21 protein-coding genes are annotated in these 26,607 nt (G+C 40.5%); 6 read left to right on the top strand and 15 right to left on the bottom strand.

The window, feature by feature from the left end; genetic code table 11:
- The first annotated feature begins 172 nt into the window (after positions 1-172).
- Positions 173-2,086: a transketolase C-terminal domain-containing protein gene (locus ACFG4S_RS12575; protein ID WP_392535120.1), complete on the top strand. Its 1,914-nt coding sequence runs from the start codon at positions 173-175 to the stop codon at positions 2,084-2,086.
- Positions 2,087-2,193: 107 nt separating this feature from the next.
- Here ACFG4S_RS12575 and ACFG4S_RS12570 read toward each other — a convergent pair whose 3' ends face one another.
- Entirely contained in the window at positions 2,194-4,122 is a 1,929-nt protein-coding gene (locus ACFG4S_RS12570) for a protein kinase (RefSeq protein ID WP_392535119.1), read from the bottom strand.
- Positions 4,123-4,500: 378 nt separating this feature from the next.
- Positions 4,501-4,656, bottom strand: a complete 156-nt coding sequence (locus tag ACFG4S_RS12565) for a hypothetical protein (RefSeq protein ID WP_392535118.1) — start codon at positions 4,654-4,656, stop codon at positions 4,501-4,503.
- 267 nt (positions 4,657-4,923) lie between these two features.
- On the opposite strand from ACFG4S_RS12565, the gene ACFG4S_RS12560 reads away from it, so the two are divergent.
- Together ACFG4S_RS12560 and ACFG4S_RS12555 are read left to right on the top strand one after the other, a co-directional pair.
- Complete coding sequence (locus tag ACFG4S_RS12560; protein WP_392535117.1) at positions 4,924-6,204, top strand: DUF4255 domain-containing protein; 1,281 nt, start codon at positions 4,924-4,926, stop codon at positions 6,202-6,204.
- Positions 6,201-8,192 (top strand): ATP-binding protein, encoded by a 1,992-nt coding sequence (locus ACFG4S_RS12555; RefSeq protein WP_392535116.1) that lies wholly within the window; start codon positions 6,201-6,203, stop codon positions 8,190-8,192. Before ACFG4S_RS12560 ends, ACFG4S_RS12555 begins: the two co-directional genes overlap by 4 nt.
- 52 nt (positions 8,193-8,244) lie before the next feature.
- On the opposite strand, the gene ACFG4S_RS12550 is transcribed toward ACFG4S_RS12555, so the two are convergent.
- The 6 genes from ACFG4S_RS12550 to ACFG4S_RS12525 all read right to left on the bottom strand — a co-directional run bounded on the left by ACFG4S_RS12550 (position 8,245) and on the right by ACFG4S_RS12525 (position 14,167).
- A complete protein-coding gene (locus ACFG4S_RS12550) occupies positions 8,245-8,448 on the bottom strand; it encodes a hypothetical protein (RefSeq protein ID WP_392535115.1) in 204 nt (67 codons plus the stop codon).
- A 128-nt stretch (positions 8,449-8,576) separates the two neighbouring features.
- Complete coding sequence (locus ACFG4S_RS12545) at positions 8,577-9,725, bottom strand: hypothetical protein (RefSeq protein WP_392535114.1); 1,149 nt, start codon at positions 9,723-9,725, stop codon at positions 8,577-8,579.
- Between the two features lie 377 nt (positions 9,726-10,102).
- The gene (locus ACFG4S_RS12540) at positions 10,103-12,118 is read right to left on the bottom strand and encodes a bluetail domain-containing putative surface protein (RefSeq protein ID WP_392535113.1); all 2,016 of its coding nucleotides are present in this window, start codon (positions 12,116-12,118) and stop codon (positions 10,103-10,105) included.
- 334 nt (positions 12,119-12,452) lie between these two features.
- Positions 12,453-12,935 (bottom strand): hypothetical protein, encoded by a 483-nt coding sequence (locus ACFG4S_RS12535; protein ID WP_392535112.1) that lies wholly within the window; start codon positions 12,933-12,935, stop codon positions 12,453-12,455.
- 172 nt (positions 12,936-13,107) lie between these two features.
- Complete coding sequence (locus tag ACFG4S_RS12530; protein WP_392535111.1) at positions 13,108-13,668, bottom strand: hypothetical protein; 561 nt, start codon at positions 13,666-13,668, stop codon at positions 13,108-13,110.
- A 46-nt stretch (positions 13,669-13,714) separates the two neighbouring features.
- A complete protein-coding gene (locus ACFG4S_RS12525; RefSeq protein WP_392535110.1) occupies positions 13,715-14,167 on the bottom strand; it encodes a cupin domain-containing protein in 453 nt (150 codons plus the stop codon).
- A gap of 203 nt (positions 14,168-14,370) precedes the next feature.
- On the opposite strand from ACFG4S_RS12525, the gene ACFG4S_RS12520 reads away from it, so the two are divergent.
- The 3 genes from ACFG4S_RS12520 (at position 14,371) to ACFG4S_RS12510 (ending at position 17,233) form a co-directional block, all read left to right on the top strand.
- Positions 14,371-15,927 (top strand): ATP-binding protein, encoded by a 1,557-nt coding sequence (locus ACFG4S_RS12520; protein WP_392535109.1) that lies wholly within the window; start codon positions 14,371-14,373, stop codon positions 15,925-15,927.
- A gap of 139 nt (positions 15,928-16,066) precedes the next feature.
- Positions 16,067-16,438 (top strand): response regulator, encoded by a 372-nt coding sequence (locus ACFG4S_RS12515; RefSeq protein WP_392535108.1) that lies wholly within the window; start codon positions 16,067-16,069, stop codon positions 16,436-16,438.
- A gap of 57 nt (positions 16,439-16,495) precedes the next feature.
- Complete coding sequence (locus tag ACFG4S_RS12510; RefSeq protein WP_392535107.1) at positions 16,496-17,233, top strand: class I SAM-dependent methyltransferase; 738 nt, start codon at positions 16,496-16,498, stop codon at positions 17,231-17,233.
- A gap of 92 nt (positions 17,234-17,325) precedes the next feature.
- Here ACFG4S_RS12510 and ACFG4S_RS12505 read toward each other — a convergent pair whose 3' ends face one another.
- The 7 genes from ACFG4S_RS12505 to ssuC all read right to left on the bottom strand — a co-directional run bounded on the left by ACFG4S_RS12505 (position 17,326) and on the right by ssuC (position 26,559).
- Positions 17,326-19,311, bottom strand: a complete 1,986-nt coding sequence (locus tag ACFG4S_RS12505; RefSeq protein WP_392535106.1) for a tetratricopeptide repeat protein — start codon at positions 19,309-19,311, stop codon at positions 17,326-17,328.
- Between the two features lie 3 nt (positions 19,312-19,314).
- Positions 19,315-20,541 (bottom strand): hypothetical protein, encoded by a 1,227-nt coding sequence (locus ACFG4S_RS12500; RefSeq protein ID WP_392535105.1) that lies wholly within the window; start codon positions 20,539-20,541, stop codon positions 19,315-19,317.
- 1,351 nt (positions 20,542-21,892) lie between these two features.
- Positions 21,893-22,843, bottom strand: a complete 951-nt coding sequence (locus ACFG4S_RS12495) for a D-2-hydroxyacid dehydrogenase (RefSeq protein WP_392535104.1) — start codon at positions 22,841-22,843, stop codon at positions 21,893-21,895.
- A gap of 82 nt (positions 22,844-22,925) precedes the next feature.
- A complete protein-coding gene (locus ACFG4S_RS12490; RefSeq protein ID WP_392535103.1) occupies positions 22,926-23,873 on the bottom strand; it encodes a D-2-hydroxyacid dehydrogenase in 948 nt (315 codons plus the stop codon).
- Between the two features lie 245 nt (positions 23,874-24,118).
- Entirely contained in the window at positions 24,119-24,622 is a 504-nt protein-coding gene (locus ACFG4S_RS12485; RefSeq protein WP_392535102.1) for a GNAT family N-acetyltransferase, read from the bottom strand.
- 235 nt (positions 24,623-24,857) lie between these two features.
- Positions 24,858-25,628, bottom strand: coding sequence for an ATP-binding cassette domain-containing protein (locus ACFG4S_RS12480; protein ID WP_392535101.1), 771 nt, complete (start codon positions 25,626-25,628; stop codon positions 24,858-24,860).
- A 109-nt stretch (positions 25,629-25,737) separates the two neighbouring features.
- Positions 25,738-26,559 (bottom strand): aliphatic sulfonate ABC transporter permease SsuC, encoded by an 822-nt coding sequence (gene ssuC / locus ACFG4S_RS12475; RefSeq protein WP_392535100.1) that lies wholly within the window; start codon positions 26,557-26,559, stop codon positions 25,738-25,740.
- Between the last annotated feature and the right edge of the window lie 48 nt (positions 26,560-26,607).

Here is a 26,607-nt window from a genome sequence, read left to right as displayed (position 1 = left end):
AAAGGGTTTAAATCTCTTACCCTTTTCCCTTTCCCCTTTCCCCAGTCCTCACTTAGCATTTTTGGGTTGGTAGACTACTAGGGACTAGGAAATAAATATTTAGGAATAGTTTCTCAGTAGCCAATCCCCAATCCCCAATCCCCAAAATCCGTTTAAATCCAAGGAATAATTTATGACTGTTACCAACATTCAATTTCCCATTGATTTGGGCGCTTACAAGTATCTAACTCTCAATCCAGCCAATGCAACTCTTACCCAAGAGCAACGAGAAAGCCTAAAAGCAAATATTCAACTTTCCCGTGATGCGATCGTCTTTTTTACAGCTACCGGAGCCGCTAGAGGGGTGGGTGGTCACACTGGTGGACCCTATGACACAGTACCAGAGGTAGTCATACTTGATGCCTTGTTTCGGGGAACAGGGGAGCAATTTGTGCCGATTTTCTTTGATGAAGCCGGACATCGAGTTGCAACTCAGTATCTAATGGCAGCTTTACATGGTGACTTACCAAGCGAGCAACTCCTGCAATATCGTGCAGCAAACTCTCACTTACCAGGACATCCTGAATTGGGTCTAACTCCTGGTGTCAAGTTTAGTTCTGGACGATTAGGGCATATGTGGCCTTATGTTAATGGTGTGGCGATCGCCAATCCCGGCAAAGTTGTTTTCTGTCTTGGTTCCGATGGTTCTCAACAAGAAGGCAATGACGCTGAAGCTGCCCGTTTGGCTGTGGCTCAACATCTTAATGTCAAACTAATCATTGATGATAATGATGTCACAATTGCCGGACATCCTTCAAAATATTTACCCGGTTTCACCGTTGCCAAAACCCTAGAAGGGCATGGGTTAAAGATACTCGCAGGAGATGGAGAAGACTTAGACGACTTATACCGTCGTATTTGCGAAGCTGTAACTACTCCTGGACCAATTGCCGTCATCAATAAACGCCCCATGTGTCCTGGCATTGCAGGGTTAGAAGGTTCTACCCACGGTCATGATGTGATTTCGGTAGAGTTGGCAATTAAATATCTAGAATCACGCCAACAAACTGCTGCTGTGGAATATATCAAAAATATTCAAAAACCGAAACAAACCTACACTTTTCTTGGCTCCAGTGACAAATGGGATGCCAACCGTAATGTGTTCGGTGATGCGGTAGTTGCTGTCTTAGGTCGTATCAGTGAAGCAGAACGCAAGGAAAAAGTCAGAGTCATCGATAGCGATCTTGAAGGTTCCTGTGGTCTGAAGAAAATTCACGATGCATACCCGGAAATTTTTATCTCCTCTGGCATTATGGAGCGAGCAAACTTTTCGGCTGCTGCCGGATTTGGTATGGAGGCAGGAAAACAAGGAATTTTCGCCACCTTTAGCGCTTTCTTGGAAATGTGTATCTCCGAGATTACGATGGCGCGGCTGAACTACTCCAATGTCCTTTGTCACTTTTCCCATGCAGGTATCGATGATATGGCAGATAATACCTGCCACTTCGGTTTAAATAATATGTTCGCTGACAATGGTTTAGATGATGGCTACGAAACACGTCTTTACTTTCCATCTGATGTTAATCAAATGAAAGCCTGTGTAGAAGCTGTGTTCTTTGATCCTGGACTGCGGTTTATTTTTTCTACGCGTTCTAAAGTACCATTAATTCTCGATAAGAACGGCGATAACTTCTTTGGTGGTAACTATAAATTTGTCCCAGGTAAAGATGAGGTGATTCGAGAAGGAACTCAAGGCTACATTATCAGTTTTGGTGAAGCTTTGTATCGTTCCCTCGATGCTGTTGAGCGTCTCCAACAAGAAGGGCTAGATGTAGGTTTGATCAACAAACCTACTTTAAACGTTATTGACGAAGAGATGATGGCAAAAATCGGTAATGCTCCTTTTGCACTTGTAGTAGAATCCTTTAACCGTCGTACTGGATTGGGTAGCCGTTTTGGTAGCTGGCTGTTAGAGCGCGGGTTTACTCCTAAATATGCTCATCTTGGCACTCATAAAGAAGGTTGCGGCGGTTTGTGGGAACAATTTCCCCATCAAGGTATTGATTCAGTGAGTATCATCAACAAGGTGAAGGATTTAGTTAAATAACTTTCACTTTCGTGTTTTCTCTGATGAATTTTGATTGGTAATCCATGTTTGTAGTAAGGACTTTATTCCTTCATTTTTTCAGTACTAAAGTGCTTACTACGAACTTCTCAAAACTTATTAGACAAACTTTGCTCGTTGCTTCGCTCTTTCGGAGATTTAAATTGATTATTATATATGTAAGTTAGAAATGCTAAAGTCAGTCCAATGGCTAAGATGATTCCCAAGATTCGCAACAAATTGGGAGCGATTCCTGTAGATGACTGACCGTCTGACCTTGGTTGGTAAATAGTGTCATCAGTTGGCGCTTGTGGTCTGCCTTGATGGGATGCAGGTCGCGGTTGATACAAAGTCTTATCTAATGGCGCTTGTGGTCTGCCTTGATGAGATGCAGGTCGCGGTTGATACAACGTCTTATCGGGTGGCACTTGCGGCGGATTTTGACTACCCGCACGTCGAGGTTGAAACAATGTCTTATCAGGTGGCACTTGTGGCGGATTTTGGCTACCCGCACGTCGAGGTTGAAATAATGTCTTATCAGGTGGTACTTGCGGTGTACTTTGATTAGATGTATGTCGCGGTTGATACAATGTTACATCTGGTTTGCTGGGGTTCTGATTATTCACAGGACTCTGTTGAGGATTGTTACTCTCAGGTTGACTTGGCTCAACTGGGTTAAATGTTCTAGGAAGGTTTTCGTGATTTGAACCCTGATTATAAATAGGCGGAAGCGGAGGAGCAGTTCCCTGAGGTTGGCTTTGCTCAATCGGGTTAAACGATCTAGGAATAGTTTCGTGATTTGAACCCTGATTATAGGCATCTGGAGGACGAATAATCGTGTCGTCGCTGGATTGTCTGGGAATAGTTTCGTGATTTGAACCCTGATTATAGGCATCTGGAGGACGAATAATCGTGTCGTCGCTGGATTGTCTGGGAAGGGTTTCGTGATTTGAACCCTGATTATAGGCATCTGGAGGACGAATAATCGTGTCGTCGTTCGGTTGTCTGGGAATAGTTTCGTGATTTGAACCTTGATTGTAAGAAGGTCGCCCCTGCACATTAACTTGTCCGGGTATACTAATAGCCCCGGTGACAAATTTAGCAGCCGCTTGCAAAGCCTGATTGAGTTCTTCTACCGTTGTAAATCGATTAGCTGGGTTTTTGTGGAGGCATTTCATCACCACTGCTTCCAATTGTTCGGGCAAATTCTCACACCCTGGCTGCTCCCGCAGTGGTTTCGGTGGCTCATAAGCATGGGCTAACACCCAGGAAGCTTCACTGATATGGCTACCTTTAATGCTAATCCCAAATGGATCGGCTGCACTCAGCATTTCATAAAGGATAATACCTAAGCTATAAATATCACCCCTAGCATCCAGGTTTTTATCACTTTGGATTTGTTCCGGAGGTGCGTAACGAAATGTACCAATGAATGTACTCGTTATATTTGTAATATTAGAATTTTCCGAAGATTCACTACGGATTTTGGCAACACCAAAATCTAAAACCTTTACCCACTCTCCCAAATCTGTAGGCACGAGAAATATATTATCTGGTTTTAGGTCACGATGAACTACCTGAATATGCTCAGTGCTTTTTCCTCCATCCCGTTGCAGAGTCACTCCTTGATGAGCCAGCTGTAGACCCTGGCAAACTTGCGCCATAATTTTCACAGTCCGCTCAACAGATAGCCGCTTTTCCCGCAGCAATAATTGTCTGAGCGTTTGCCCGCGCAAATATTCCATCACATAAAATGGAAAACCTTCTGGGGTGACTCCACAATCACTAATCTTCACGATGTGGTCGCTTTGTAAGGCAGCACAAACTGCTACCTCACGCTCAAAACGCTTTCTCATTTCTTGTGAAGCCACCAGCGTATCTTTGAGTAATTTCAACGCTACTTGCTGACCTACACGGGTGTCCATTGCCAGGAAAACTTCTCCCATGCCACCTCCGCCTAACCGTCGGTCTAAACGATACCGCTGGTTATCACCTACAAAGCGACCATTCCAAGAATTTGAAGAAGGTGGGGATTTCATCTGGGGGAACCCATCCTAGTTATTTTAAAGTGTTAAGTTTAGTCAGAGATAATACTAGTCTTACAAATATAAATGCTTACTTTTTTACGTAGATAATATTAGTAATATATGTTACTAAGGATTTTCTACCTAATACTCAGCTTAACATAAAAGTAACCCTATAAATTTAAGGAAATGTTTAAAATTATGACTTATGGTAGTTGAAATTTGTTCCCTGATGTAAAGTTGGCGTAAATTTCACGAGGAGCGTAGCTTCGGTAGTGCTGAGCGATCGAGAGAGCAAAGCGGTAAATTGCAAACTACAAACCGAAAACTCAAAGTTGACAGATAAGTAATTTCATTTAGCAAAATGAGCTTAAATGACACTGCTAATTTTGACTAGTGAATTAGGAGGCAAAATGGAAGCAACACCATATTCTGGTGGATATATGCATGATTTTCGGCTGGCTTTGCAGCATTGACAACTATCTTTGCCAAAATCGGCGTAGAAAATGTGAACGCTAATTTAGCAACAGCAATCCGAACTGTTGTCATTTTAGTAATTGCTTGGGGGATTGTACTTTTTCAGGGAAATGTAGTTAATATCTCAGCTATACCCCAAAAAACCATGATTTTCTTATTATTATCTGGAGTATCTACAGGGTTGTCATAGATTTTTTACTTCCAAGCGTTCCAAGTGTTACGAGTAGGGAAAGGTTTATCTGTTACAGAATATAGAATATTTTAAGTTTTGCAAAATGTATTCTGTCAATGTAATCTGGCGTACATGATGAATATGTGCTATTGCCATGAGGAACGAGGATGAGTAATATGCTCTCTATAGCCACCGTGACAGCAGTACTAAAAGTGTTGCTGGAAAACGGTTTAGTCAGCGATCCGATCGCTGCTAGTGTTGGTGATGTGATTGTAACTGCCCTACCGCCGGATCGAATTTCAGTTGAAGCTGACGAGCGCCCTCAACTTAACCTTTTTCTCTATCAAGTGACGCAGAATCGTAATGTTGATTGGGTATCTCAGGAATTTCGCAGCAGACACTCACGTATTAATGGAAATCCGTCTTCTTCCAGTCCACCACTCGCCCTCGACCTCCACTATGTATTAACAGCTTACGGAGCGAAGGATTTTCAGGCAGAGCTTTTACTAGGCTATGCGATGCATTTGCTACATAAAACACCATTTATCACATCGGATATTATTGAAAATACTCTGCTGAATGCATCTACAACTAATACCTCAAGTGCTTTTTCGCAAGCTGTGGCTAGTGTCTCTGTATCCGATTTAGCTGAGCAAATTGGGCAGATCAAACTGACTCCAGAGTTTTTTAATATGGAAGAAACTTCTAAGTTATGGTCTGCGTTACAAACACACTATCGACCTTCAGCTACGTATATGGCATCAATGGTATTGATTGAAAGTAACAAATCTGAGAATGTTGAAGGTCTGTACATAATGCCCTTGTCTCAACCAAATATAGAGCAAGTGATAGCTGGGGCAAAAAGCGATCGCGAGCAAATGATTGTTGCTGGTACAACATTAATTATTCGTGGTAAGCGGTTGCGTGGTGATATCACTCGCATCCGATTGGGTAACACGGAGACATTACTGATACCTCAAGATGTTAAAGAAACGCAAGTCAGTTTTTTAGTCCCGCCAGATTTGTATGCAAGCGTCCAGAGTATCCAAGTTGTACATCTGCCAATGGGCAATACTACGCAAACGGATCGTATAGTTGAATCCAATGTTGCAACTTTTGTCCTCCATCCAACAATTACGGCGTTAGTTGCTCAAGTGGAAAATGACAGTAACAATTTACGCTCAGCAGAAATTACTCTTAAATTTCATCCCAAAGTTGGCAACGCACAACGGATCGTTTTATTACTTAGTGATGTGTCAGCTCCAAATCTGGTAACTTATTCTTTTTTGGTTGCACCACGGGCTGAAGATACTGATGCGATTGTTATTCCGGTCAAAAATGTGAAGCCAGGAAGTTATATGGTGCGGGTGCGGGTAGACGGAGCAGAAAGTCCATTGCACAAAAATCAGTCTGGGGACTATGATTCGCCACAGGTGACAATTTCATGAATGCTACAAACATCGATCGCAATTGGGATCAAGCAAACTACCGCTACCTATCAGCAGCCCTAGCCGTGGTGCGTGGTATTTTAGAAAATCACATTGCCATCTTGCAAAATCAACCTGAGGCGAAAAACCAGGAAAATTTACAACAAGCGCTCCAACAGGCTGCTGCTGCAATGCCTGCACCATCGGCATTAGATAGAGTCTGCAAAATATTTAACCTCTCATCCTTTGAACGCGATTTGTTGCTATTGTGTGCCGCAATGGAATTGCATGGAGATTTTGGCAAATTGTGTGCTAATGTCCACGCAGATCCACAGCGAGCTTACCCAACCTTAAGTTTAGCTCTAGCAACTTTACCTCACGTACATTGGGATGCGATCGCTCCAAATGCTTCCTTACGTCATTGGCGGTTAATTCAACTTGGTGATGCTCATGCCCTGACTCTCAGTCCCCTGAGAATTGACGAGCGGATTTTACATTATCTCACGGGCATCCAATATCTTGACGAACGATTAGCTGGCATCATTGAACCATTACCAGAAATTAGCGATTTAGTACCATCGCACCAAGAACTAGCAGAGCGAGTTGCAGCCGTGTGGTTGCAAGCGAAGAAAGCGAACAGCTTGCCAGTTGTTCAGTTATGTGGTGTTGAAACTTTCACTAAACGCGCCATTGCCGCCAGGATTTGTCAACTCCAGGGTTTGAGTTTGTGGGTAATGTCTGCACAAGTCATTCCCTTAGCACCGAGCGAGTTAGATAATCTTATCCGCTTGTGGACTAGGGAAACGATTTTAAGTAGGTGTGCCTTACTCTTGGATTGCAAGGAACTCGATACCAATGATACGGCGCGGCTGAATGCGATCGCTCATTTCATTGAACGCACCAATGGCTTTTTGATCGTTACCAGTCGGGAGCGGATAGGCTCATCACAACGCCTAGTAGTTAATTTTGACGTACATCAACCAACGATCGAAGAACAAGGTGTAGTTTGGCAAGATGCACTAACTGCAATTGCCCCACAAATGAACGGGCAAGTGAAAACCTTAGTAGATCAGTTTAACTTGAGTGCCGCAACTATTCGCGCTGCTTGTGCAGAAGCCGCAGGACAACTAGCACAAACATCAGAAAACGATATCGGTGATATTTTATGGGACGCCTGTCGCGTGCAAGCACGTCCCCGCTTGGATGAACTCGCCCAGCGAATTGAACCTTCTGGTGATTGGGAAGATTTGGTATTACCAGAAGCCCAGAAACAAGTTCTGCGGGAAATTGCGGCTCATGTGCGGCAACGGAATACTGTATATAATAATTGGGGCTTTGCTGACAAAGGTGGGCGGGGGTTGGGAATCAGCGCCTTATTTGCAGGTACTAGCGGCACAGGTAAAACTTTGGGAGCAGAAGTGCTGGCACAGAGATTGCGCCTCGATCTCTATCGCATTGATTTATCATCGGTAGTCAGCAAATATATTGGCGAGACAGAGAAGAATCTGCGACGGGTATTTGATGCCGCAGAACAAGGTGGAGTGATTTTGTTGTTTGATGAAGCTGACGCCTTATTTGGCAAACGCAGTGAAGTCAAAGATGCACGCGATCGCTATGCAAACATTGAAGTCAGCTATCTATTGCAGCGCATGGAAAGCTACCCAGGGTTAGCAGTTCTAACTACTAACCTCAAGAGTGCAATTGATATAGCCTTCCTACGGCGCATTCGTTTCGTGGTGCAGTTTCCTTTCCCTGATGCAGTACAACGAGCCGAAATTTGGCGACGCATTTTTCCAGCCAACACTCCAACCGCAGATTTAGATGCCCTGCAACTAGCACGGCTGAATGTAGCTGGGGGTAATATCCGTAATATAGCCTTAAATGCAGCTTTTTTGGCTGCCGATGCTGGCGAACCCGTGCAAATGAAACACGTATTGCGGGCTGCTCAGACCGAATATACCAAGTTAGAGAAGCCTTTAACTGATGCTGAAATCGCCGGATGGATGTGATTTGAATAATTCGGCAGCGCCAACTACCCCACGGGAACGCCAAAGGCGAACTCTACGGTGTACACACAAAAATCTTGACTTGCAACATTAATGCATCGCCCTGCAACATTAATGCATCGCCCTGCAACATTAATGCATCGCCCTGCAACATTAATGCATCGCCCTGCAACATTAATGCATCGCCCTGCAACATTAATGCATCGACCTGCAATATTAATGCATCAACCTGCAATATTAATGCATCGACCTGCAACATTAATGCATTGCTCTGTACCTTAACGCACCCTACAAGATTGAGCGATCGCACTTCGATCCAAGATTTACACATGGTGGGTAGGTTAATCCTGCGGAATGCCAGAGGATTGCGTGTGAGATAGCAAGCGTTTACGATTGCTGATGAATTCTGATTTGATCGGGATGCCTTATGTAATCCTCCACAAATTTGGGAAGTCGGGCTTTCACAAATTTGTAAAACTCTGTGTTTCTTTCTCGTACATCCTTAAGACCCATTCCGTCAATGCGATCTATCGCAGCATTTAACACTGAAATCACTTGCTTGTCGGTATCAAATTTCGTTGCAACTCCCCGAGACAAGTGGTGCTTGTCTATCTTACCGTTGGTATCTATGAAAATCTCAAACAGCTTTATGCTTTCCGATGGTCTTCCAGTGTTAAGGTCATGCGCTGCGTCTGGGCTGTTGAGTAATGTTGCCCATTTGGGGAATTCCAATTCTTCCTTGATTGCCTCATCTAGACCCTCTTGGAGCCACTTCAGGTATATCTTATGCTTTTTCGGCGAGTTGTATCCCTCAGGATCTTCGCTCTCAAATTCTTGCCAAGCGTACCTTTCATCTATGTTGAACTGAATCCTTTCGGTGGTATGGGTGTTTCTTTGTGGACCTAAAGCATGGGTCGTCCGGATGCGTCCATCGTCGAAATACAGGCTGCCGATTTGCCCATCTGGCGTCATGCTGCATATGACTGTTCTTTTGGTTTCCGCCCTGTATTCTTCCTTCGCCCATGTAGGAACCCCACCATCCTCGCGCGATCGCTGCAATATCTGGGCTTTCAGACCTTGGGCAAACTCTCTTTTGGGCTGATATGTGTTTCGAGTTGGTATATCGTCATGTTGATGAAGACTTTGCACCACTGTACGCGCTACGGTATCCGCTTCCTGTTCGTACTTATCCCCTGGTTCCCCAATTGTCAGATATGTGTTTCGAGTTGGTATATCGTCATGTTGATGAAGACTTTGCACCACTGTACGCGCTACGGTATCCGCTTCCTGTTCGTACTTATCCCCTGGTTCCCCAATTGTCAACTTTGCCTGGATTACTTTTTTTGGCGGAGGCATCAAAGGAATTTCTAACAAGTTCTTCTTTCTTTGAACTAATCCCTTAGTCTGTTCCGATTGCTGATGAGGTGTTGCTATTGGCTGTTGAATAATGGGCGCAAAGGGTCTTGATGACAAGTGAAATGTTGTTGGCGTTTCGCTCTTTGTTGAAGCCGTTTTTTGGATTATTTGGAATGTCATAATGATTCTTGCTTTTCCCTAACTCTCATTACCCACTTGGTTAACAAAGCCATCGCCCTTTAATACGTACTGTTATTACACTGATACTTTAATTAACCCGGATTTTACCATTTAATGCCGACATTGCGATTTTATGAAAGCGTTAACAACTGCGATCGCTTCGGTTATTCGTGCTGTAGTTTGTGACATCGGTGAGAGGTTAAGGTAATTGCACGACTATATTTTCATCTAATTTATTTTGAGTATTTTAACTGATTGACAAAATGTGCTTTATCTTAAATCTCACCGATGGTTTTGGACTGATCTGAACTGTATTAAGATTTAGGGATCTGAACCAGTAGTTTGAAAACACGCTCTAGCTCTTTCAAATCAAGGTTTTAAACAAAAAATGTATCAACTGGTACAGACCCAAAAGTGGGTAATGTACCGTAAGTTTGTAAGTCAATTAACAAATCGCTATTCGCTTGAAATCCTGCAATACCATCGTTGACAACTAAATATAAATCAAGACCATTGTAGACGATGGCGGCACTATTAATACCCAAAGCTTGGTTTCCTGCCAGTTTTCCGTTAGCATCAATAAATACCTGTTTTACTAAGTCTAATTCTGTTTCATAGTAGTTATTGTCTGCGGCACGAGTTAAGGTGACTGGTTTTCCTAAAGCTGTACCATTTGGAGCAAGTAAATCGATTTTATCGTTGCCAAGAGAAAACCCAGATATTGCATCCGCTGCCAAAGCTGAAGATTGTCCAAACTGAAAAACGTAAATATTATTGTTGTCGATGTCATCTGCAAAAAAGTCTTTTCCAGCCCCACCATTCAAGATATCTCTGCCAGTGATACTCTCAAGGTAGTCATTCCCGTTTCCTCCATTAATAACATCATTACCTGCTCCTGCATAAAGGTAATCATCTCCATCTCCACCGTTGAGGGTGTCATTCCCATCTTGGCCATAAATAACGTCATTACCTGCTAGTCCACTCAATATATTGTTGGCACTATCACCTGTAATCTGATTGTTAAGATTATTTCCTGTGCCGTTGATATTGCTGCCATTACCAACAAGTGTTAAATTTTCCAGATTGACTGCTAAGGTGTATGTAGCAGAAGATTCGACTCGATCGATATCTGTGGTTGATGTTTCGACAATTACATCTAAAGTATTATCAACTATGTAAGTATCATCTGCTGAGCCGCCGATTAAGGTATCAACACCTCCCTTACCATCAAGGATGTCAAATCCGGCTCCTCCGTTGAGAATATTATTAGCAGTATTACCCGTAATCTTATTATTTAAACCGTTGCCTGTACCGTTAATCACAGCAGTTCCGGTAAGAGTCAATTCTTCTAAATTTGCTCCTAAAGTATAAGTAACAGAAGACAGAACTCTGTCATATTCATAGGTAGCCGTGGAAGTTTCGGAAATTAGATCTCCAATGTTATCTACAACATAAGTATCTCCGCCAGCACCACCGATGAGAGTGTCTAGGCCTGCTTTACCATCTAGGAAATCATATCCATCGCCACCAATGAGGCGATCGCTTTGAGTACCACCCAGCAATGAATCGTCACTAGCGCCGCCATCTAGAGTCACTGAACCTAAGGTAAATCCAGATGCATCTAGGGTATTCCAACCATTTCCACCAGTCAGTTGAGCTTGTTCTATGCTCAGGAGTACATCAACACCATTGGCAATGAGGCGATCGTTGGTAAGAATAAATTTAGCTAAATCACCTGATTCTACTACTTTGTCAATGCCAGTTCCACCATTGAGCAAATCGCTATCAGCTCCGCCAGTTAAGATATCATTGCCATCTCCACCGTTGAGAGTATCGTCACCCGCGCCACCAATTAAGGTATCGTTACCAGCTTTACCATTAATAGTATTTTCTTCATTTCCTCCGGTCAATTTTTCACTAACATCAGTACCATTAATCACCGTACCTGGCAAAGAAGGCGAAGGAATTGAAATTCTCAGATTATATAATCCAGTGGGACTACTACCATAGTATCCAGCACCAACAACAGCAAAAAAATAAGTCCCAGTTTGTAAATAAGTGAGGTCAATTCTCTCTGTAAATGGGTAATTAGGTAATTGGTAACTAGTCACACTGTCATAGCTATCAGTTGCAGCGTTGTACTTGAATAAAACCACATCATAGGTAGCCTTAATATTGACAACATCAGGCGAAGACAGTTCAATGTAACTGTTGAGAGGTGCTGTACTATCTAGTTTAAAACTATACCAATCAATATCATTGGTCGATGCATTGGAAGAAAGATTAGTTAAAATTCCTGCACCTGTATTAGTCCCTTTTATTGAACCTAAATTAACTGCTAATTCAGCAAGATTATTATTTTCTTTGTCGATAAATCCCAAATTTTTAGCCATGACTTCTTCTCCTCGTATCCTTTTTGTTTGTATTGTCATTAAATAGATATAAATAAACTCAAATCAATTTATAAAGATTTTAAAGTTATCAATTATAACTAAATTGAATTTATTTGCTTCTATCTATTGATTGCTTGATATTTTTAAGATTAGAAAACAAAAGGGTAGAACTAGAGGAGATAATTCCAAATATTCCATTTCTTCAAATATGAACACTAAAAAATCAGCCTGGATAACCAAGCTGAATTATAAATAAGAACCCCAAATTTTCCAATAAGTCGCGGAGCTTGGACTTAGAATTCAGCAGTCATAATTCTGAATTCTGATGTATTTATCAATTTGCGGCTAAAGCTGGTTCTGCCACAAAATATTTCATATTTTCTTGCTGGGTGGCAAATTTCAAATATTGAGATGCCATTTCTGGTGTTAGAAATTCAATCATTAATCTGTTTTCCACCCAGAACTCAATCACATCAAAAAAAGAATCGCGGTTACAGCGGACTACACGCCAGCCTTCCCGAACACCGATTTCTTCAATTTCTTTCTGGCTAGTGGGTACAGAGATCGCTGCATGAATATCTGTAAACCTAGAAGTAATAGCAGTATGCACAAATACACATTGATCGTCACCTTCACCAGGTTCTATTTGAGAACCTAAGGGATAAAGTTCAATGGCTGTACCGTATTCATCAAAAGGTATAACCATATAACTTCCTGGATTAGGAGGAAATGAAACAGCTTGGGCTTTTAAAATTTCCGCAAGAACTTGAGCAACGTGGTTGGGTTTTTTAACAGCAATTGAAATATGGTGAATCATAAAATAACCTCAGTTCGATATTTTGTAGATTAGGAAACAATCGGGGAAAACTAGGGGAGACACGATAGTACTGTGTCAATAAATAATTGATAGATAAATTCCCTGTAGAGACGGCGATTTATCGCGTCTCTTGATTTATGTAAGCGTGAATCATCCCATTATTCAGTAACGCCTATTGAGGTCGCCCGTAATGAGCTTTACCCTTGCCATCGGTAGTCTCAAGTACTAGAACTTGCTGCCCGTAGTCATTTGTCTCAATCGACCATTCGTAAGTCTCAGGCTTGGCTGTATTGCGGCTAGAGTAGGTGCGCCCGCTATTGCAGATTTGCCCTTGAGATCTGCTGTTGCTGGGTTGAAAGGTAAGACGCCCAGCTTCAATTTTAACTTTGCCTTTTTCTTCTATGAACAGGTTAGACGTGCAGTTGTAGGTGGTGATTTGAATCAGCCTGTTTCGCTGATAGTTCCCGTTAGGTGCGAGTTTAAATTGATCGCTAGAACCGTTTGGGGCTGCTGGTTGGCCTGTGTAGCTGTCTTGGTATTGGATAGACGAGATTCGACCATACCGCCACTCGCCCTGGAGTTCTGCTGGTACTCCAGTGTCGTTTTTACCAGCCTGACTTACGTTTGGGTACAAAACAAGGCTGGCACTGAGGCTCAAGCTTAGGGCACTAGCAGCAAACAAGCGAGCAGTTTTTGGTATGGAATGGACTTGTTTATTTGTTATTGAGTACATATGACTTTTAAAGTTGTTGAGTATTTTTTATTTATTTGTCAGTACCTTAGGGAAGAAACTGCAATCCATATTTGTTCAAAACAGGCTGTACTTTTTCCATATTTAGTGTTGAAGTATCAGCAACTTCACCCATTTCTTCATAAAAATTTTTCGCTCCCTTTGGTGAAACAAAAACCAGAAATTTAGCAGTAGTAGAACGAACCTTGAAGGCGTGTGCTGCATTGTGAGGAATGTTAACGAAAGAGCCTGTTGATGCCAAAATTGTTTCTGTACCAATTTGGATGTCTATTTCACCCTCTAGAATATAAAATGCCTCTTCCCAAGGATGAGTATGTAGTGGTGGTCCATTTTCTTGTGTATCTGTAATTTCATAAATTGTCCAAGCTCCATTTGTTTCTTCACCAGTTGCTTTGGTTGTAAAATGTCCACCAAGGATTGAAAATTGATTACCTTCTCCTGGTGTCAGAATAATTGGTTTACGCATGATTGAAGTTTGCATATAAGTTACTCCTTGTTTGGTAATTTAGTAAATGTGAACTACAAACTTGATTTGATGTTTATTAGATTAGTGATTAATCGGGTAGAACTAGGGGAGATAATTGGTTAGTTCAGTTTTTTTGTAACTGATTATTAAGAAACTCAACTAACGTGAAAATTTCTAGGAATAATAAGTAACCTATTCTGGCTAAAGTCGATATTCTGATGCTTAACCAGTCACTCAACTTCCCCAAAGCCGATATTTTGGTAATTGATGACACACCAGAAAACCTGAACCTCCTATCTGCCATGCTGACGGAACAGGGATATAAAGTTAGGAGTGTAACTAAAGGTTCTACGGGGTTACGCGGTGCAAATGCAGTTCCCCCAGATCTGATTTTGTTGGATGTGAATATGCCGGAGATGAATGGCTATGAAGTCTGTCAAAACTTGAAGGCAAACGATCGCACCCGCGAAATCCCAGTAATTTTTATCAGTGCTTTGGGTGATGTCCTAGATAAAATTAAAGCGTTTGCCGTTGGCGGGGTAGACTATATCACCAAGCCTTTTCAAATAGAAGAGGTTTTAGCACGAATTGAAAATCATTTGACAATTCGGCAATTGCAACAACAACTCCAAGCGCAAAATCAGCAATTGCAGCAGGAAATTCACGATCGCACTAAAGCAGAAGAGAAGTTTGCTAAGGTTTTTCGCTCTAGTCCGAATCCAATTGCGATCGCCACAGTTTCCGAAGCTCGTTTTCTTGATGTCAATCGCAGTTTCTTAAGGATCAGCGGCTATTCTCTAGACGAAGTGATTGGACACACCGCCACTGAACTTGATTTGGGGAAAAATACAGCACCATTTGCCCAGAAAATCCAACTTCTACCGGAAAGTGGATCGCTGTACAATCAGGAATTTGAATTTTCTACTAAATCTGGTGAAGTCAAAACCATACTAATATCTATCGAATTGATTGACTTAGCTGGAGTATCGTGTGCTTTATTAATTGCCAACGACATCACCGAACGTAAACACCTAGAAAACGAGTTTATCTCTTTAGTCAGTCATGAGTTGCGTACACCTTTAACTTCGACAATGGGAGCATTAGATTTGTTGGGTTCAGGACAACTCGGAACTCTCACCGAACAAGGACAAAAAGTCTTGAGAATTGCCACTACTAATAATGAACGCCTAATGCGTTTGGTGAACGATATTCTCGATTTAGAGCGGATGAAATCGGGCAAAATCTTTATGCGGAAGACCAAGTGCAATGTCGCTGACTTGCTAATTACAGCAACGGAAGCAATGCAAGCGATGGCAGATAAATTACAAGTCCAATTGATTGTTAATCCTTTAACAATTGAACTTTGGGGAGACTCCGATCGCTTACTACAAACATTGACAAATTTACTCAGTAATGCAATCAAGTTTTCTGAACCAGGCGATCGCGTCTGGATTAGTGCCATTATCTCGGAATATAAAGCCGTTGAGTCTCCAGAAAATCAGTATTCCCTCACCAAAAAAGATACTTCATCACCCAAGTACGTTTTGATTACGATTCAAGATGAAGGACGAGGAATTCCTGAAGATAAATTACAAATTATCTTCGAGCGTTTTCAGCAAGTAGATGCCTCTGATTCTCGTAACAAAGGAGGAACAGGTTTAGGACTTGCCATTTGTCGGAATATTGTGCAGCAACATAACGGTAAAATCTGGGTTCAAAGCATTTTAGGTGAAGGTAGCACATTTTATGTATTGTTACCTCTAAGTAGCTGTTAACCGTCAACAGTGTTTACATAGTTTAGACGCGCATCAGCTTGATAGCAAAAGTTTTACCCGACTTTTCCCCGATCGCATTCTAGAATAATTCCAGGTTAATCAAGCTAATCAGCATCACATATCATGCGAGAGTGACATTATGAGCAGAAACATCTTGATTGTTGATGATGAAGAAGATGTGCAAGCGATCGCAAAACTGGGGTTAGAAATGGGTGCTGGTTGGAACGTGTTGACTGCTTGTTCTGGTCGGGAAGCGTTGAACATAGCTGCTAACTTTAAACTTGATGTTATTTTGCTAGATATGATGATGCCTGATATGGATGGGCGGGCTACACTGCAACAACTGAAAGCTAACCCCGTCACTCAGCTAATTCCAGTAATTTTACTTACTGCCAAAGTCCAGGAGTCGGATCGAGATAGCTTTACTGATTTAGATGTAGCTGCTGTCTTTGCCAAACCTTTCCGTCCCCTCAAACTAGCAATGCAAATCAGTGAAGCATTGGGCTGGTAACGATCTTAAATTTAGGTGGATTGTTAATTTTAAATTTTGAATTCGGAGTGAAGCGACGTGACAGCCTACTATGACTCTATAGCCGAGCAGTATAAAAAATCCAAACAATTGCCTTTTCGTCTGCATATTGAAGCATATACATACTTTAATTTACTTGGTAATTTGCTTGAAAAATCACTGCTCGATCTGGCTTGTGGAGAAGGATTTTACACCAGACAATTCAAACTCCAAGGTGCAGCAAAGGTAATAGGGGTAGAAATTTCTGAAAAAATGATTGAACTGGCAAGACAAGAAGAAGTGCGAGAAGCCCAAAACATTGAATATATTCTTGGTGATGTACTCGAACTTGGGAAAATTGGCAGTTTTGATTTAGTGGTAGCTTCCTATTTACTAAATTACGCCCAAACGAGAGAACAATTACTAAAAATGTGTCAGAACATATTTATCAACCTGAAACCGGGCGGTCGTTTTGTCACTATGAATAATAATGCCTCTCAACCGCCTACATCCTATCTCGCAACTGAGAAATATGGATTTATCAAAAGTATAGACTCACTGCTTCAAGAAGGTACACCGATAAAATATACAATCTCTGCTAATGAGCAGAAATTCAGCTTTAATAACTATTACCTCAGCACAGAAACTTATGAATGGGCATTTCGGAGTGTTGGTTTCAAAGAGATTCGCTGGCAAAAACCAATAGTTTCTCCTGAAGGAGTAGAGGAATTCGGCGAACAGTTTTGGCAGGATTTTATTGACTGTATGCCGATAATTGGTATTGAGTGTTTGAAGTAATTAAATTTTTATTTTAGATTGTCAAACAGTTAGGGAATTAGTACCAAAGTAACAGAGTGCGTTAGACTTTAGCCTAACGCACCATTTTATAATCAGTTTACAAGTTGTCCCTTAGTAAGACTAGATAAACTTTCCTCTACTTCAGCCCGATCTGTTGCATCGGGATTAAGTTGAAGATAAGTCTGGAGATCGGCAGATGCAGCATCAGACTGACCTAAACTAATTAATACGATCGCTCGGTTTTGATAAAGGTCTGGATTTTCTGGTGATAAAGCGATCGCAGCTTCTAAATCACTCAAAGCTTCTGGTAGTTTTCCAAGTTCGTAGTGAAGTGTGGCTCGATTTGCTAATAATAAAGGTTGCTGTGAATTTAAAGCAAGTCCCGCATTATAATCTGATAAAGCTTCTTCCAGATGTCCCCATGCTTCAAATGCTTGAGCGCGGCCAATAAACGCTGAAGTGAGAGTGGGTTCTAAATCAAGAGCAACTGAATAAGCATGAGTTGCTTCTGCTAGTAGACCTTTTAAGTAATAGCAATGTCCCATATTCATCCATACTTCATAATATGGTGGGCTGAGGTCAATAGCTTGGCGATAATCATTCAAAGCATTTTCCAAATACCCTAGGCGTTGGTAAACATTACCGCGATCGTTGTAGTACTCTGAGTAGTTTGCATCAGCTGCGATCGCTGCTGTAAAATAAATAACCGCTTCTTCTAATTCACCCATTGCTGCATAGACTTGAGCAATGTTATAGTCCAAAACTGAGCGATGTAATCGATGTTGACCCTGACTCAAATGGTTTTTGAATTCTTCAATTGCTGATTTACAAAGTTCAATTGCTTCTTGAGGAAAACCTTGACGGTGTTTAACAAGTGCTAAACCGTTCATATCGAAAGCTGTCATAAAATGTCTATCATCAGCAGGAATATCCGCCGTTGATTCTGCTAAAATACTCAAGCTGCGATTGAGATAATCTTCAGCTAAGGCATGGTCATGTTCCGGGAGAAACCGAGTATGGAACATTGCCATTATGTAATAAGCTCGAACTAATTGCGCTGGTGTGTCAATTTTGAGAATAGCTTCTTCTTGAACAATTTCATATGCCTTGGCAATATTACCTGTTGTTGCGTAACAGTTAAAAAGATTCCCAACCATATTCCATCGCATGTTATTGTCTTTTCCACAAAGATGGTCAAGTTGACTAGCAACAGGTTCACAATATACTAATGCATCTTCATAAAAACCTTGGTGATTATAGGTTCCTAACAGTCTTGCTTGCCAAATCAATGCTTTTTCAGGTTGCTCACTTTGTAACCAATACGAAACTAGCCGCGGCCCATGAATTTCAAGTTCAATAGAATCTCTACCAATTTTTTCTTCCAACTTTTGCGCCAGTTGGGACATTTCTAATTGGGAAATTACTACTTCTGGTTCTGCTGGTAATTGCCAAATAATCTTCTGTGCCAAAAACTTATTATCTAAGTGACTAATGGCAGTTTCACCAGTATTAGGAGCAGTTGCAAACAGTAAACTTAATTTTAATTTCTGTCCTCGACGACGAAGGAGTTCAGCAAAAAAGCGGCGTACTAAAAATCCTGCTCGCTCATAATTATTACAAACAATCAACCAAGGAGAACCATCAGTGTAATCATACCAGGAATCTAATAGATCGATTACCCCATGTATGATTCTATAAGCTCGATCTAAAGGATAATTACGCACCCTTTCTTCATCAAGAGAACTGTCTGTTAAATTTGGATTTCTTACTGATATTTGACGCCTTAATGCAGGTAAAATCATTGCTAATTCATAGCTATGTTTTTCAATCAGATGTGGTGCTTTTTCCTGAATTTTTGGTAAAAGTTGATTTAACCATTCATTTAATCCAGCCCATAACCCATCTTCTTGAGGATTAAATGATAATAGCCAAGTTGTTGCTTTATTTTCTTGACCTACTTGCAACCACTGCTGCAAAATTGTTAACCGAGAACTACCTGATTCAGCCTCCAGCAAAATCGCTTTACCAATTTCTGGTTGTTGTAAAACAGTTTGTTCGAGAGTATTGTAGCATTCCATAATTTATCTCCTTTTAGTAAGACGTAAACTATTAATCCAAAGGAAAATACCAATACCTTGAATCCCAAAAACTAGCAATCCCATTACTAGGGCATCGGTGAAGGCATAAGGGTTAGATTGATACCCTGCACTCAACGTACCTAAAAGTAAGGAAGCATAATTCCACATTGTTGGAATACCGATGAAGAAGAACGACCAAAATGCAGCGATGTGACCTAAAACATAGATAACAGCGTAACAGCGAATCACTCGCATCTCGCCTCTAGGAATAGAGGATTGGTCAGTGGGATGAGAAAATCTTAGTAATCGGAATATTTGGTTTTGTAAAAAAACCTTTGTATCCTTCATCAGACTTCTACATCTAAAAAAATTAGCAATGACGTAGTAAAAATCAGTCCGAACAAAGAAATAGCATTGCCAAAGTAAACCTAATAGGTAACTTAATGCGATCGCTTGCATTAGCTGCAAAGCAATGGGATTTATCGCCAGCCATTCTTGTTTTTGAGCAAACAAAATTAGTAACAAGATGGAAGTTAATACAACATCTAGCAAAGGCCCTGCAAGAAATGGTAGATACCGCTGGTTTCGAGGGACACCCCATATGCCAGTCATATCTGTTTCTGCTACGAGTATCCAAAGACGATTACTAAGCCTTAATTGACAGGAAATACCTACTGCTTTGGCAGCTACTAAATGAGCCATTTCATGTAGAAAGACTGCAATAACATTAATTCCGGTTAAAATTAACGTCATCATTGTGACGTTTTGTGTAAATACAAAAGCTTGATAACTCGGCATAATTGCAGGGTTCAAGCTAACAGCCACTACAGCTAATAAGATGACTAATCCACAACCTATTAGTGCCTTTTTACTAAATAGCTTTTGGGCGGCAGACTGTGAAATCTGGGTGAAATGATTTATTTGCTTTGGTTGCTTAGTATCTGTTGATAAAACTATTTGTCTAGAAGATAGAATATTTACAAAATCGTTTTCTTCTAAAACCTCTAGAAGACCTTCAATATCTGGCACTTCGTTATACTTTTTTTGGTAAAACGATTGTGCCTGTCCAATGGTTTTGCCAGCAGCCAAATAATCGAGTAGCTCTATTGCATCAGAAGGTAATGCTAGAAAAATATTAGTATCTACCCGCCCAATTATGAATTCATCTCCTTCAGGTTGGCGAGTAAATGGATAAATAGAAACTAGAGCGTCGGCAGGATATCTGGTCACGTCAAGTTTCCTTCCTAATGTAGTGTTTTTAAGAAGAATTTAGGAGTCATAATCAATAGACCTGTTCAAAAACTCCTGATTTTCAACTCTTTCTCTGTGCCTTTGCATCAGTCAAAAAATATTTATTAATTAGTGGAAGACTATAATCCTCCACTAATTTGAGAGGAAGTCTGTAGTTAGCTAAATGAATTACTTTAATCTAAAGCTTATATCCAATAGCTAACTTATGCTTGGAGCTTACCAGCAACTACTACATATCCAGCAGACATAAGCAGCAGCTCTTGTTGTTCTTAGTGTTTCAACTTCACGAATTACAAATTTCTTCATTGCTTTAGGTTGAATAGTTTCTACAGGTTTCATTGTTTTTTTCCTTTTTTGATGTTTGTTTTGGGCAATATCATCTACCCTTATGTTTTTGAATATACAGAACAATCGGGTAAAACTAGAGGGACAGATTCAATTAATTTGAATAATTACCAGCAACTACTGCATATCCAGCAGACATAGGCAGCAGCTCTTGTTGTTCTTAGTGTTTCAACTTCACGAATTACAAATTTCTTCATTGCTTTAGGTTGAATAGTTTCTACAGGTTTCATTGTTTTTTTCCTTTTTTGATGTTTGTTTTGGCAATGTTCTCTGCCCTTTTGTTTTTGAATATAGAAAACAATCGGGTAAAACTAGGGGAGGCAATTCAATTAATTTGAGGAATTACCAGCAACTACTGCATATCCAGCAGACATAGGCAGCGGCTCTTGTTGTTCTTAGTGTTTCAACTTCACGAATTACAAATTTCTTCATTGCTTTAGGTTGAATAGTTTCTACAAGTTTCATTGTTTTTTCCTTTTGTTGATGTTTATTTTGGCAATGTTCTCTGCCCTTTTGTTTTTGAATATAGAGAACAATCGGGTAAAACTAGGGGAGCCGATTCAATTAATTTGAGGAATTACCAGCAACTACTGCATATCCAGCAGACATAGGCAGCGGCTCTTGTTGTTCTTAGTGTTTCAACTTCACGAATCATAAATTTCTTCATTGCTTTAGGTTGAATAGTTTCTACAGTTTTCATTGTTTTTTCCTTTTGTTGATGTTTGTTTTGGCAATGTTCTCTGCCCTTGTGTTTTTGAATATAGAAAACAATCGGGTAAAACTAGGGGAACAGATTCAATTAATTTGAGAAATTTTTAGCAGTGCTTCAATGTATTTAAACGCATAGCCAAAGGCGGGCAAGATGCCCGCCCCACAAGAAGTAGTTGAGTATTTTTTTTTGGAAGTCGTTAAAAACCCACACTGTACCTGCTTCGGTTCAGTGTGGGTAGTTTACCAGTTATTTATTTTGGGTCAGTTCTGTTGTTTAGTATCCTGCTTGCTTGTCTACGACATTTCGTAAGGACTGACCAGTTTGGTAGCGCTTAAGATTATCAATAAATAACTCTGCTATGCGTTTTTTCAGCCGTGGTGAAAGAGCTGAACAATGGGGTGTAATAAAAGCGTTCGGTAGCGACCATAACGGACTTTCTGCTGGTAGAGGTTCTGTGGCAACAGTGTCTAATCCAGCGCCAGCAATCCAGCCCTCACGTAGTGCAGTGACTAATGCAGTTTCATCCACTATTGCACCGCGAGCAATATTAATGAGGTAAGCAGACGGACGCATGGAACGCAATGCAGCTTCATCGATCAAGCTTTTAGTTTCTGGGGTCAGTGGTGTGGCAATAACTACATAGTCTGCTTGCGGAAGGAGCGATCGCCACTCATCGACACCCACAACTTTATCAAAATTCGGTAGGGGTTCGGGATGGCGACGACTACCCCAAACTCGCACTCCAAAGGCTTTGGCGCGAGATGCGATCGCCATACCTATATTTCCTGTGCCGATAATTAATAAAGTTGCATCTGCCAATTCTTCGAGAAACACTCCTCTTACCCAAGTATGCTCATCCTGCAAAGCTTGCAATTTCCGCAGGTTCTTGGCGTGATAAAGCATGAATGCGAGTACAAATTCCGAAATGGGGATCGCATGAACTCCTGCGCCATTTGTGAGGATAATGTCCCTTTGCAAAAAATTAGGCGTGAGGATGTGATTTACTCCAGCACTGGGTGATTGTTGCCAACGCAGCCTCGGTGCTGCTGTCAATACTTTGTCCAAGGTAGAGGTTTTCAGATAAAAGCCGTTGACATAAACTTCTGCATCACTGGCATCACCATCAAAGTTACCTTCACTATCTACCTCCACAACATCTATATTAGATGGTAGGTGTGGCTCAATATCAGCAATGAGATGATCGGGTAAAATTAGTTTCACCATTTGCTACTCCCTAATTGGATTTTGGATGTTGGATTGTGCAACCCAATCCGCAGCACTTCTTCATTTTGAATTTGGAATTTTCTTAGTATCCTGCTTTTTTATCTACTACATTTCGTAAAGGTTTACCAGCTTGGTAGCGCTGAAGATTATCGATAAATAGAGCTATTGAACGCTGTTTACTTTTTGGTGAATGACCCGAAGTATGAGGTGTGATAAAGATGTTTGGAAGTGACCACAAAGGACTTTCTGAGGGTAGCGGTTCCGTGCTAACTGTGTCTAATGCTGCACCTGCAATCCAACCTTCAGTCAGCGCTTTGATTAATGCCGATTCATCTATTACGTCACCACGAGCAATATTAATTAAGTATGCATGGCGAGGGAGCGATCGCAATACAGATTCATCAATAAATTGTTTGGTTTCTTTTGTTAGTGGTGTCGCAATTACTACATAGTCTGCTATTGGGAGTAGCGATCGCCATTCATCAGCACCCACTACTTTATCAAAATTTGGTAGTTCTTGGGGATGACGACGACTGCCAATAATTCTTAAGCCGAAGGGTTTAGCGCGGGCAGCTATTTCTTGACCAATACCACCAGCCCCAATAATTAGCAAAGTTGCATCTGTTAACTCTTGGATAGCAAAGCCTCTTTTCCAGTGATGTTCTGCCTGTAAAGCATATAATTCTGGCAAATGCTTAGCATGAGCAAGTATGTAAGTAATTACAAATTCTGCGATGGGAATTCCATGTACTCCCGCCCCATTTGTGAGAATAATATCTCTTTCCAAATAAGTTGGTGTCAGAATGTGATTCACTCCCGCATTCGGTGCATGATGCCAACGCAGTGCGGGTGCAGCTTCTAGTATTTTGTGTAGTATGGGGCTTCTCGATAAAAACCAACTAAAATAAACTTCGGCATCAGTAGCATCGCTATCTAAATTACCATCAATATCTACTCGAACAATTTGTGTATCGGGTGGTAGGTGTGGCTCAATGTCACCAACCAGATCGAGTGGCAAAATGAGTTTCATTCTAGATTACCTCTTTTTTATTTAGATAGCTATCTCTGGAAATTGCCTTTTTTTCATAAACAAATGCATTGATTTTATTCATAGTTAGTAATAATTAAGTTTTAGAGGTTATTTGAAAATAAAAAGTACTTAGCTGTGATTTTAGGAACTTGTTGTTACCCCATAACCACGCTTCAAAAGTAAGATTTAGAGGAATCTAAAACGTTTTCCTACCAACAAAAGGACTTTTCAAAGATTCTCTTAGATTATTTAATCTGTAAATACATAAATTCAAGATCAAAATATTGGTTATTCAACTTATAAGCCATTTTCTCTATTCCATAGATTTTAAATCCCAATGATAAATAAAGTTTTTTTGCTAAAAAAATATTTTTAACAATATCAAGTAATAATATTTCTACCTCATTAATAGCTTTCGCTTTTTCAATTAATTCATTCAGTAAGAGTTTAGCTATACCTTTTCCTCTATATTCTTGTTTAACATACATACTAGTAATATATGCTTTATGCCTGAGTTTTATTCTTGATTCTTGTTGAAAGACGACTATTCCAATTAAGTCTTTATCCTCAGAGCAACCCAAAATAAAGTTATTGCGACCTACTGGGATTCTATCCCGAAATTGTTCTATCGTCTTAATTGCTTCTTCATCATAAGTGGTGCCAAATGATTCTGGATTTGTATATAAAGCTTCTAATCTGATCTGTCTATAATCTTCTGCATCATCCTTTGTTAGTTTTCTAATTATCATTAGATTAAATAATAGCAATATTAATAATAATTATTATGTTATAGTTTGTCTAGGTTGTAAATATAGAAAAAATCATCCAGAGTTATAGAGAGCAGAGTTGAGAGGTATTTTGAGTGTTCATAAATAATTTTGTATTGCTATCGCTTCTTTTTCAGAGAAATTTTTAATCTCGAAGTAGCCTATTTTACCGCAGCTACCTCAAGTTTAATATTGATATACTAAGGAAAGCTTAATTTCAACTACTCAACTGTAACAATTGGTTACTTGTCTGAGTAATTTCATTACTCATTACTCGTTGTAAAACTGCTTCTCTGATATTGATAAATTGTTCGTTACTTCTATCTCGCGGGCGTGAAAGTCTTACAGGTAAATCTAAACTAATCTGTCCAGCTTCAATGACTATTACTCGGTCTGCCAAGGCTACGGCTTCTTCCACATCATGAGTAACTAAAAACGCAGTAAATTTACGCTCTTGCCATAAGTTTTCAATTAAGTTCTGCATCTCCAAGCGAGTTAGAGCATCTAATGCCCCCAAAGGTTCATCTAGCAACAACAAACGCGGTTGACTTACTAATGCTCTTGCCAATGATACCCTTTGGCGCTGTCCACCTGATAATACGTGCGGCCACTCATCAGCTCTATCCTCAAGTCCAACTTTCTGAAGTGCCCACTTGGCTCTTTCACGCCAATTCCCTTGTAAGCCTAAACCTACGTTTTCAATAACCCGCTTCCAGGGTAGTAAGCGGGGGTCTTGAAACATTACTGTTACGGAGCGGCTGAGGTTACGTAGTGGTTCTCCATCTAGTAATATTCCGCCCGAAGTTGGTTTATCTAATGCTGACACAAGACGCAATAAAGTACTTTTACCGCAACCACTACGTCCCACAATGGCAACAAATTCACCTGGGGTCACTTCTAGATTCAATGAGTTTAAAACATTTTTTCTGCCAAAAGTCTTCGTCAGATCCAAAATACTTAATTGCGTACCTTGTACATTTAAATTCACTCGAAAAACCTCCTTAATTTACAAAAAAGCTATGGTTTTATTGCAATTAAATGCAGATTTAACATGCAATTTTAATTGTTTAATTGGAGTTTAATTGGACTAAAAATTATTAACTTTGGTAATTAGGATTCCAAGCCAAAAATTTTCTTTCTAATATTCTGGCACTGGCATCAGCTAACTTGCCCAGCAGTGCATAAATTAGGATACTCAATACTACAACATCAGTTTGCATAAACTCACGAGCATTCATTGCCATGTAGCCAAGCCCAGAATCTGCTGCAATAGTTTCTGCTACAATTAATGTTAGCCACATAATACCTAAAGAAAAGCGGACACCGACAAGAATTGATGATAAAGCTCCCGGAAAAATGATTTGCCACAAAAGTTGTGGTGTTTTCAATCCATATACTTTTCCCATCTCAATTAGTCCAGGATCGACACTACGAATTCCATGAAATGTATTAAGATAAAGCGGAAAAAATACCCCCATAGATACTAGAAATAATCTCGCTTGATCGCCAATACCAAACCAGAGAATCACCAGCGGAATTAATGCCAAATTAGGAATAGTACGGAGCATTTGTAGAGAACTATCCAATAACTTTTCCGCTATACGGGAAAAGCCATTAAGCAAGCCTAAGCCAAACCCAATGCTGCCACCGACTATAAAACCAGATATGGCACGTCCGGCACTAATTGCTATATTTTGAAATAGTTCTCCAGTTGAAGCTAGTCTAATCGCTGTGACAATTACACCACTAGGGGCTGGTAAAATTCTGCTTGAAAGTAGACCAGTTCTAGAAGCAAATTCCCAAAGTACTAGCACTACAACAGGCACAATCCAAGGTACTATTTTTTCAAATTGCGGATTTTCTAGCAGTGCATTTAGTGATATGTTATTGCTTTTGCTGTGTTTAAAGGTAATAGTCACGTTGCTTTGCTCCCAATTAAAAATTCAAAATGATACATCTAGAAGTAT

The sequence above is a fragment of the Nostoc sp. C117 genome (assembly GCF_043099735.1).
Classification (GTDB): Bacteria; Cyanobacteriota; Cyanobacteriia; order Cyanobacteriales; family Nostocaceae; genus Nostoc.
This window is presented reverse-complemented; position numbering and strand designations above follow the sequence as displayed.

Coding starts and splice junctions, on each gene's coding strand:
- ACFG4S_RS12515 (WP_392535108.1), top strand. CDS start 16,067: ATGAGCAGAAACATCTTGATTGTTGATGATGAAGAAGATGTGCAAGCG.
- ACFG4S_RS12570 (WP_392535119.1), bottom strand. CDS start 4,122: ATGAAATCCCCACCTTCTTCAAATTCTTGGAATGGTCGCTTTGTAGGT.
- ACFG4S_RS12495 (WP_392535104.1), bottom strand. CDS start 22,843: ATGGTGAAACTAATTTTACCCGATCATCTCATTGCTGATATTGAGCCA.
- ACFG4S_RS12560 (WP_392535117.1), top strand. CDS start 4,924: ATGAGTAATATGCTCTCTATAGCCACCGTGACAGCAGTACTAAAAGTG.
- ACFG4S_RS12485 (WP_392535102.1), bottom strand. CDS start 24,622: ATGATAATTAGAAAACTAACAAAGGATGATGCAGAAGATTATAGACAG.
- ACFG4S_RS12520 (WP_392535109.1), top strand. CDS start 14,371: ATGCTTAACCAGTCACTCAACTTCCCCAAAGCCGATATTTTGGTAATT.
- ACFG4S_RS12550 (WP_392535115.1), bottom strand. CDS start 8,448: ATGTTGCAGGTCGATGCATTAATATTGCAGGTTGATGCATTAATATTG.
- ACFG4S_RS12545 (WP_392535114.1), bottom strand. CDS start 9,725: ATGACATTCCAAATAATCCAAAAAACGGCTTCAACAAAGAGCGAAACG.
- ACFG4S_RS12530 (WP_392535111.1), bottom strand. CDS start 13,668: ATGTACTCAATAACAAATAAACAAGTCCATTCCATACCAAAAACTGCT.
- ACFG4S_RS12565 (WP_392535118.1), bottom strand. CDS start 4,656: ATGACAACAGTTCGGATTGCTGTTGCTAAATTAGCGTTCACATTTTCT.
- ACFG4S_RS12490 (WP_392535103.1), bottom strand. CDS start 23,873: ATGAAACTCATTTTGCCACTCGATCTGGTTGGTGACATTGAGCCACAC.
- ACFG4S_RS12540 (WP_392535113.1), bottom strand. CDS start 12,118: ATGGCTAAAAATTTGGGATTTATCGACAAAGAAAATAATAATCTTGCT.
- ACFG4S_RS12555 (WP_392535116.1), top strand. CDS start 6,201: ATGAATGCTACAAACATCGATCGCAATTGGGATCAAGCAAACTACCGC.
- ACFG4S_RS12575 (WP_392535120.1), top strand. CDS start 173: ATGACTGTTACCAACATTCAATTTCCCATTGATTTGGGCGCTTACAAG.
- ACFG4S_RS12535 (WP_392535112.1), bottom strand. CDS start 12,935: ATGATTCACCATATTTCAATTGCTGTTAAAAAACCCAACCACGTTGCT.
- ACFG4S_RS12525 (WP_392535110.1), bottom strand. CDS start 14,167: ATGCAAACTTCAATCATGCGTAAACCAATTATTCTGACACCAGGAGAA.
- ACFG4S_RS12505 (WP_392535106.1), bottom strand. CDS start 19,311: ATGGAATGCTACAATACTCTCGAACAAACTGTTTTACAACAACCAGAA.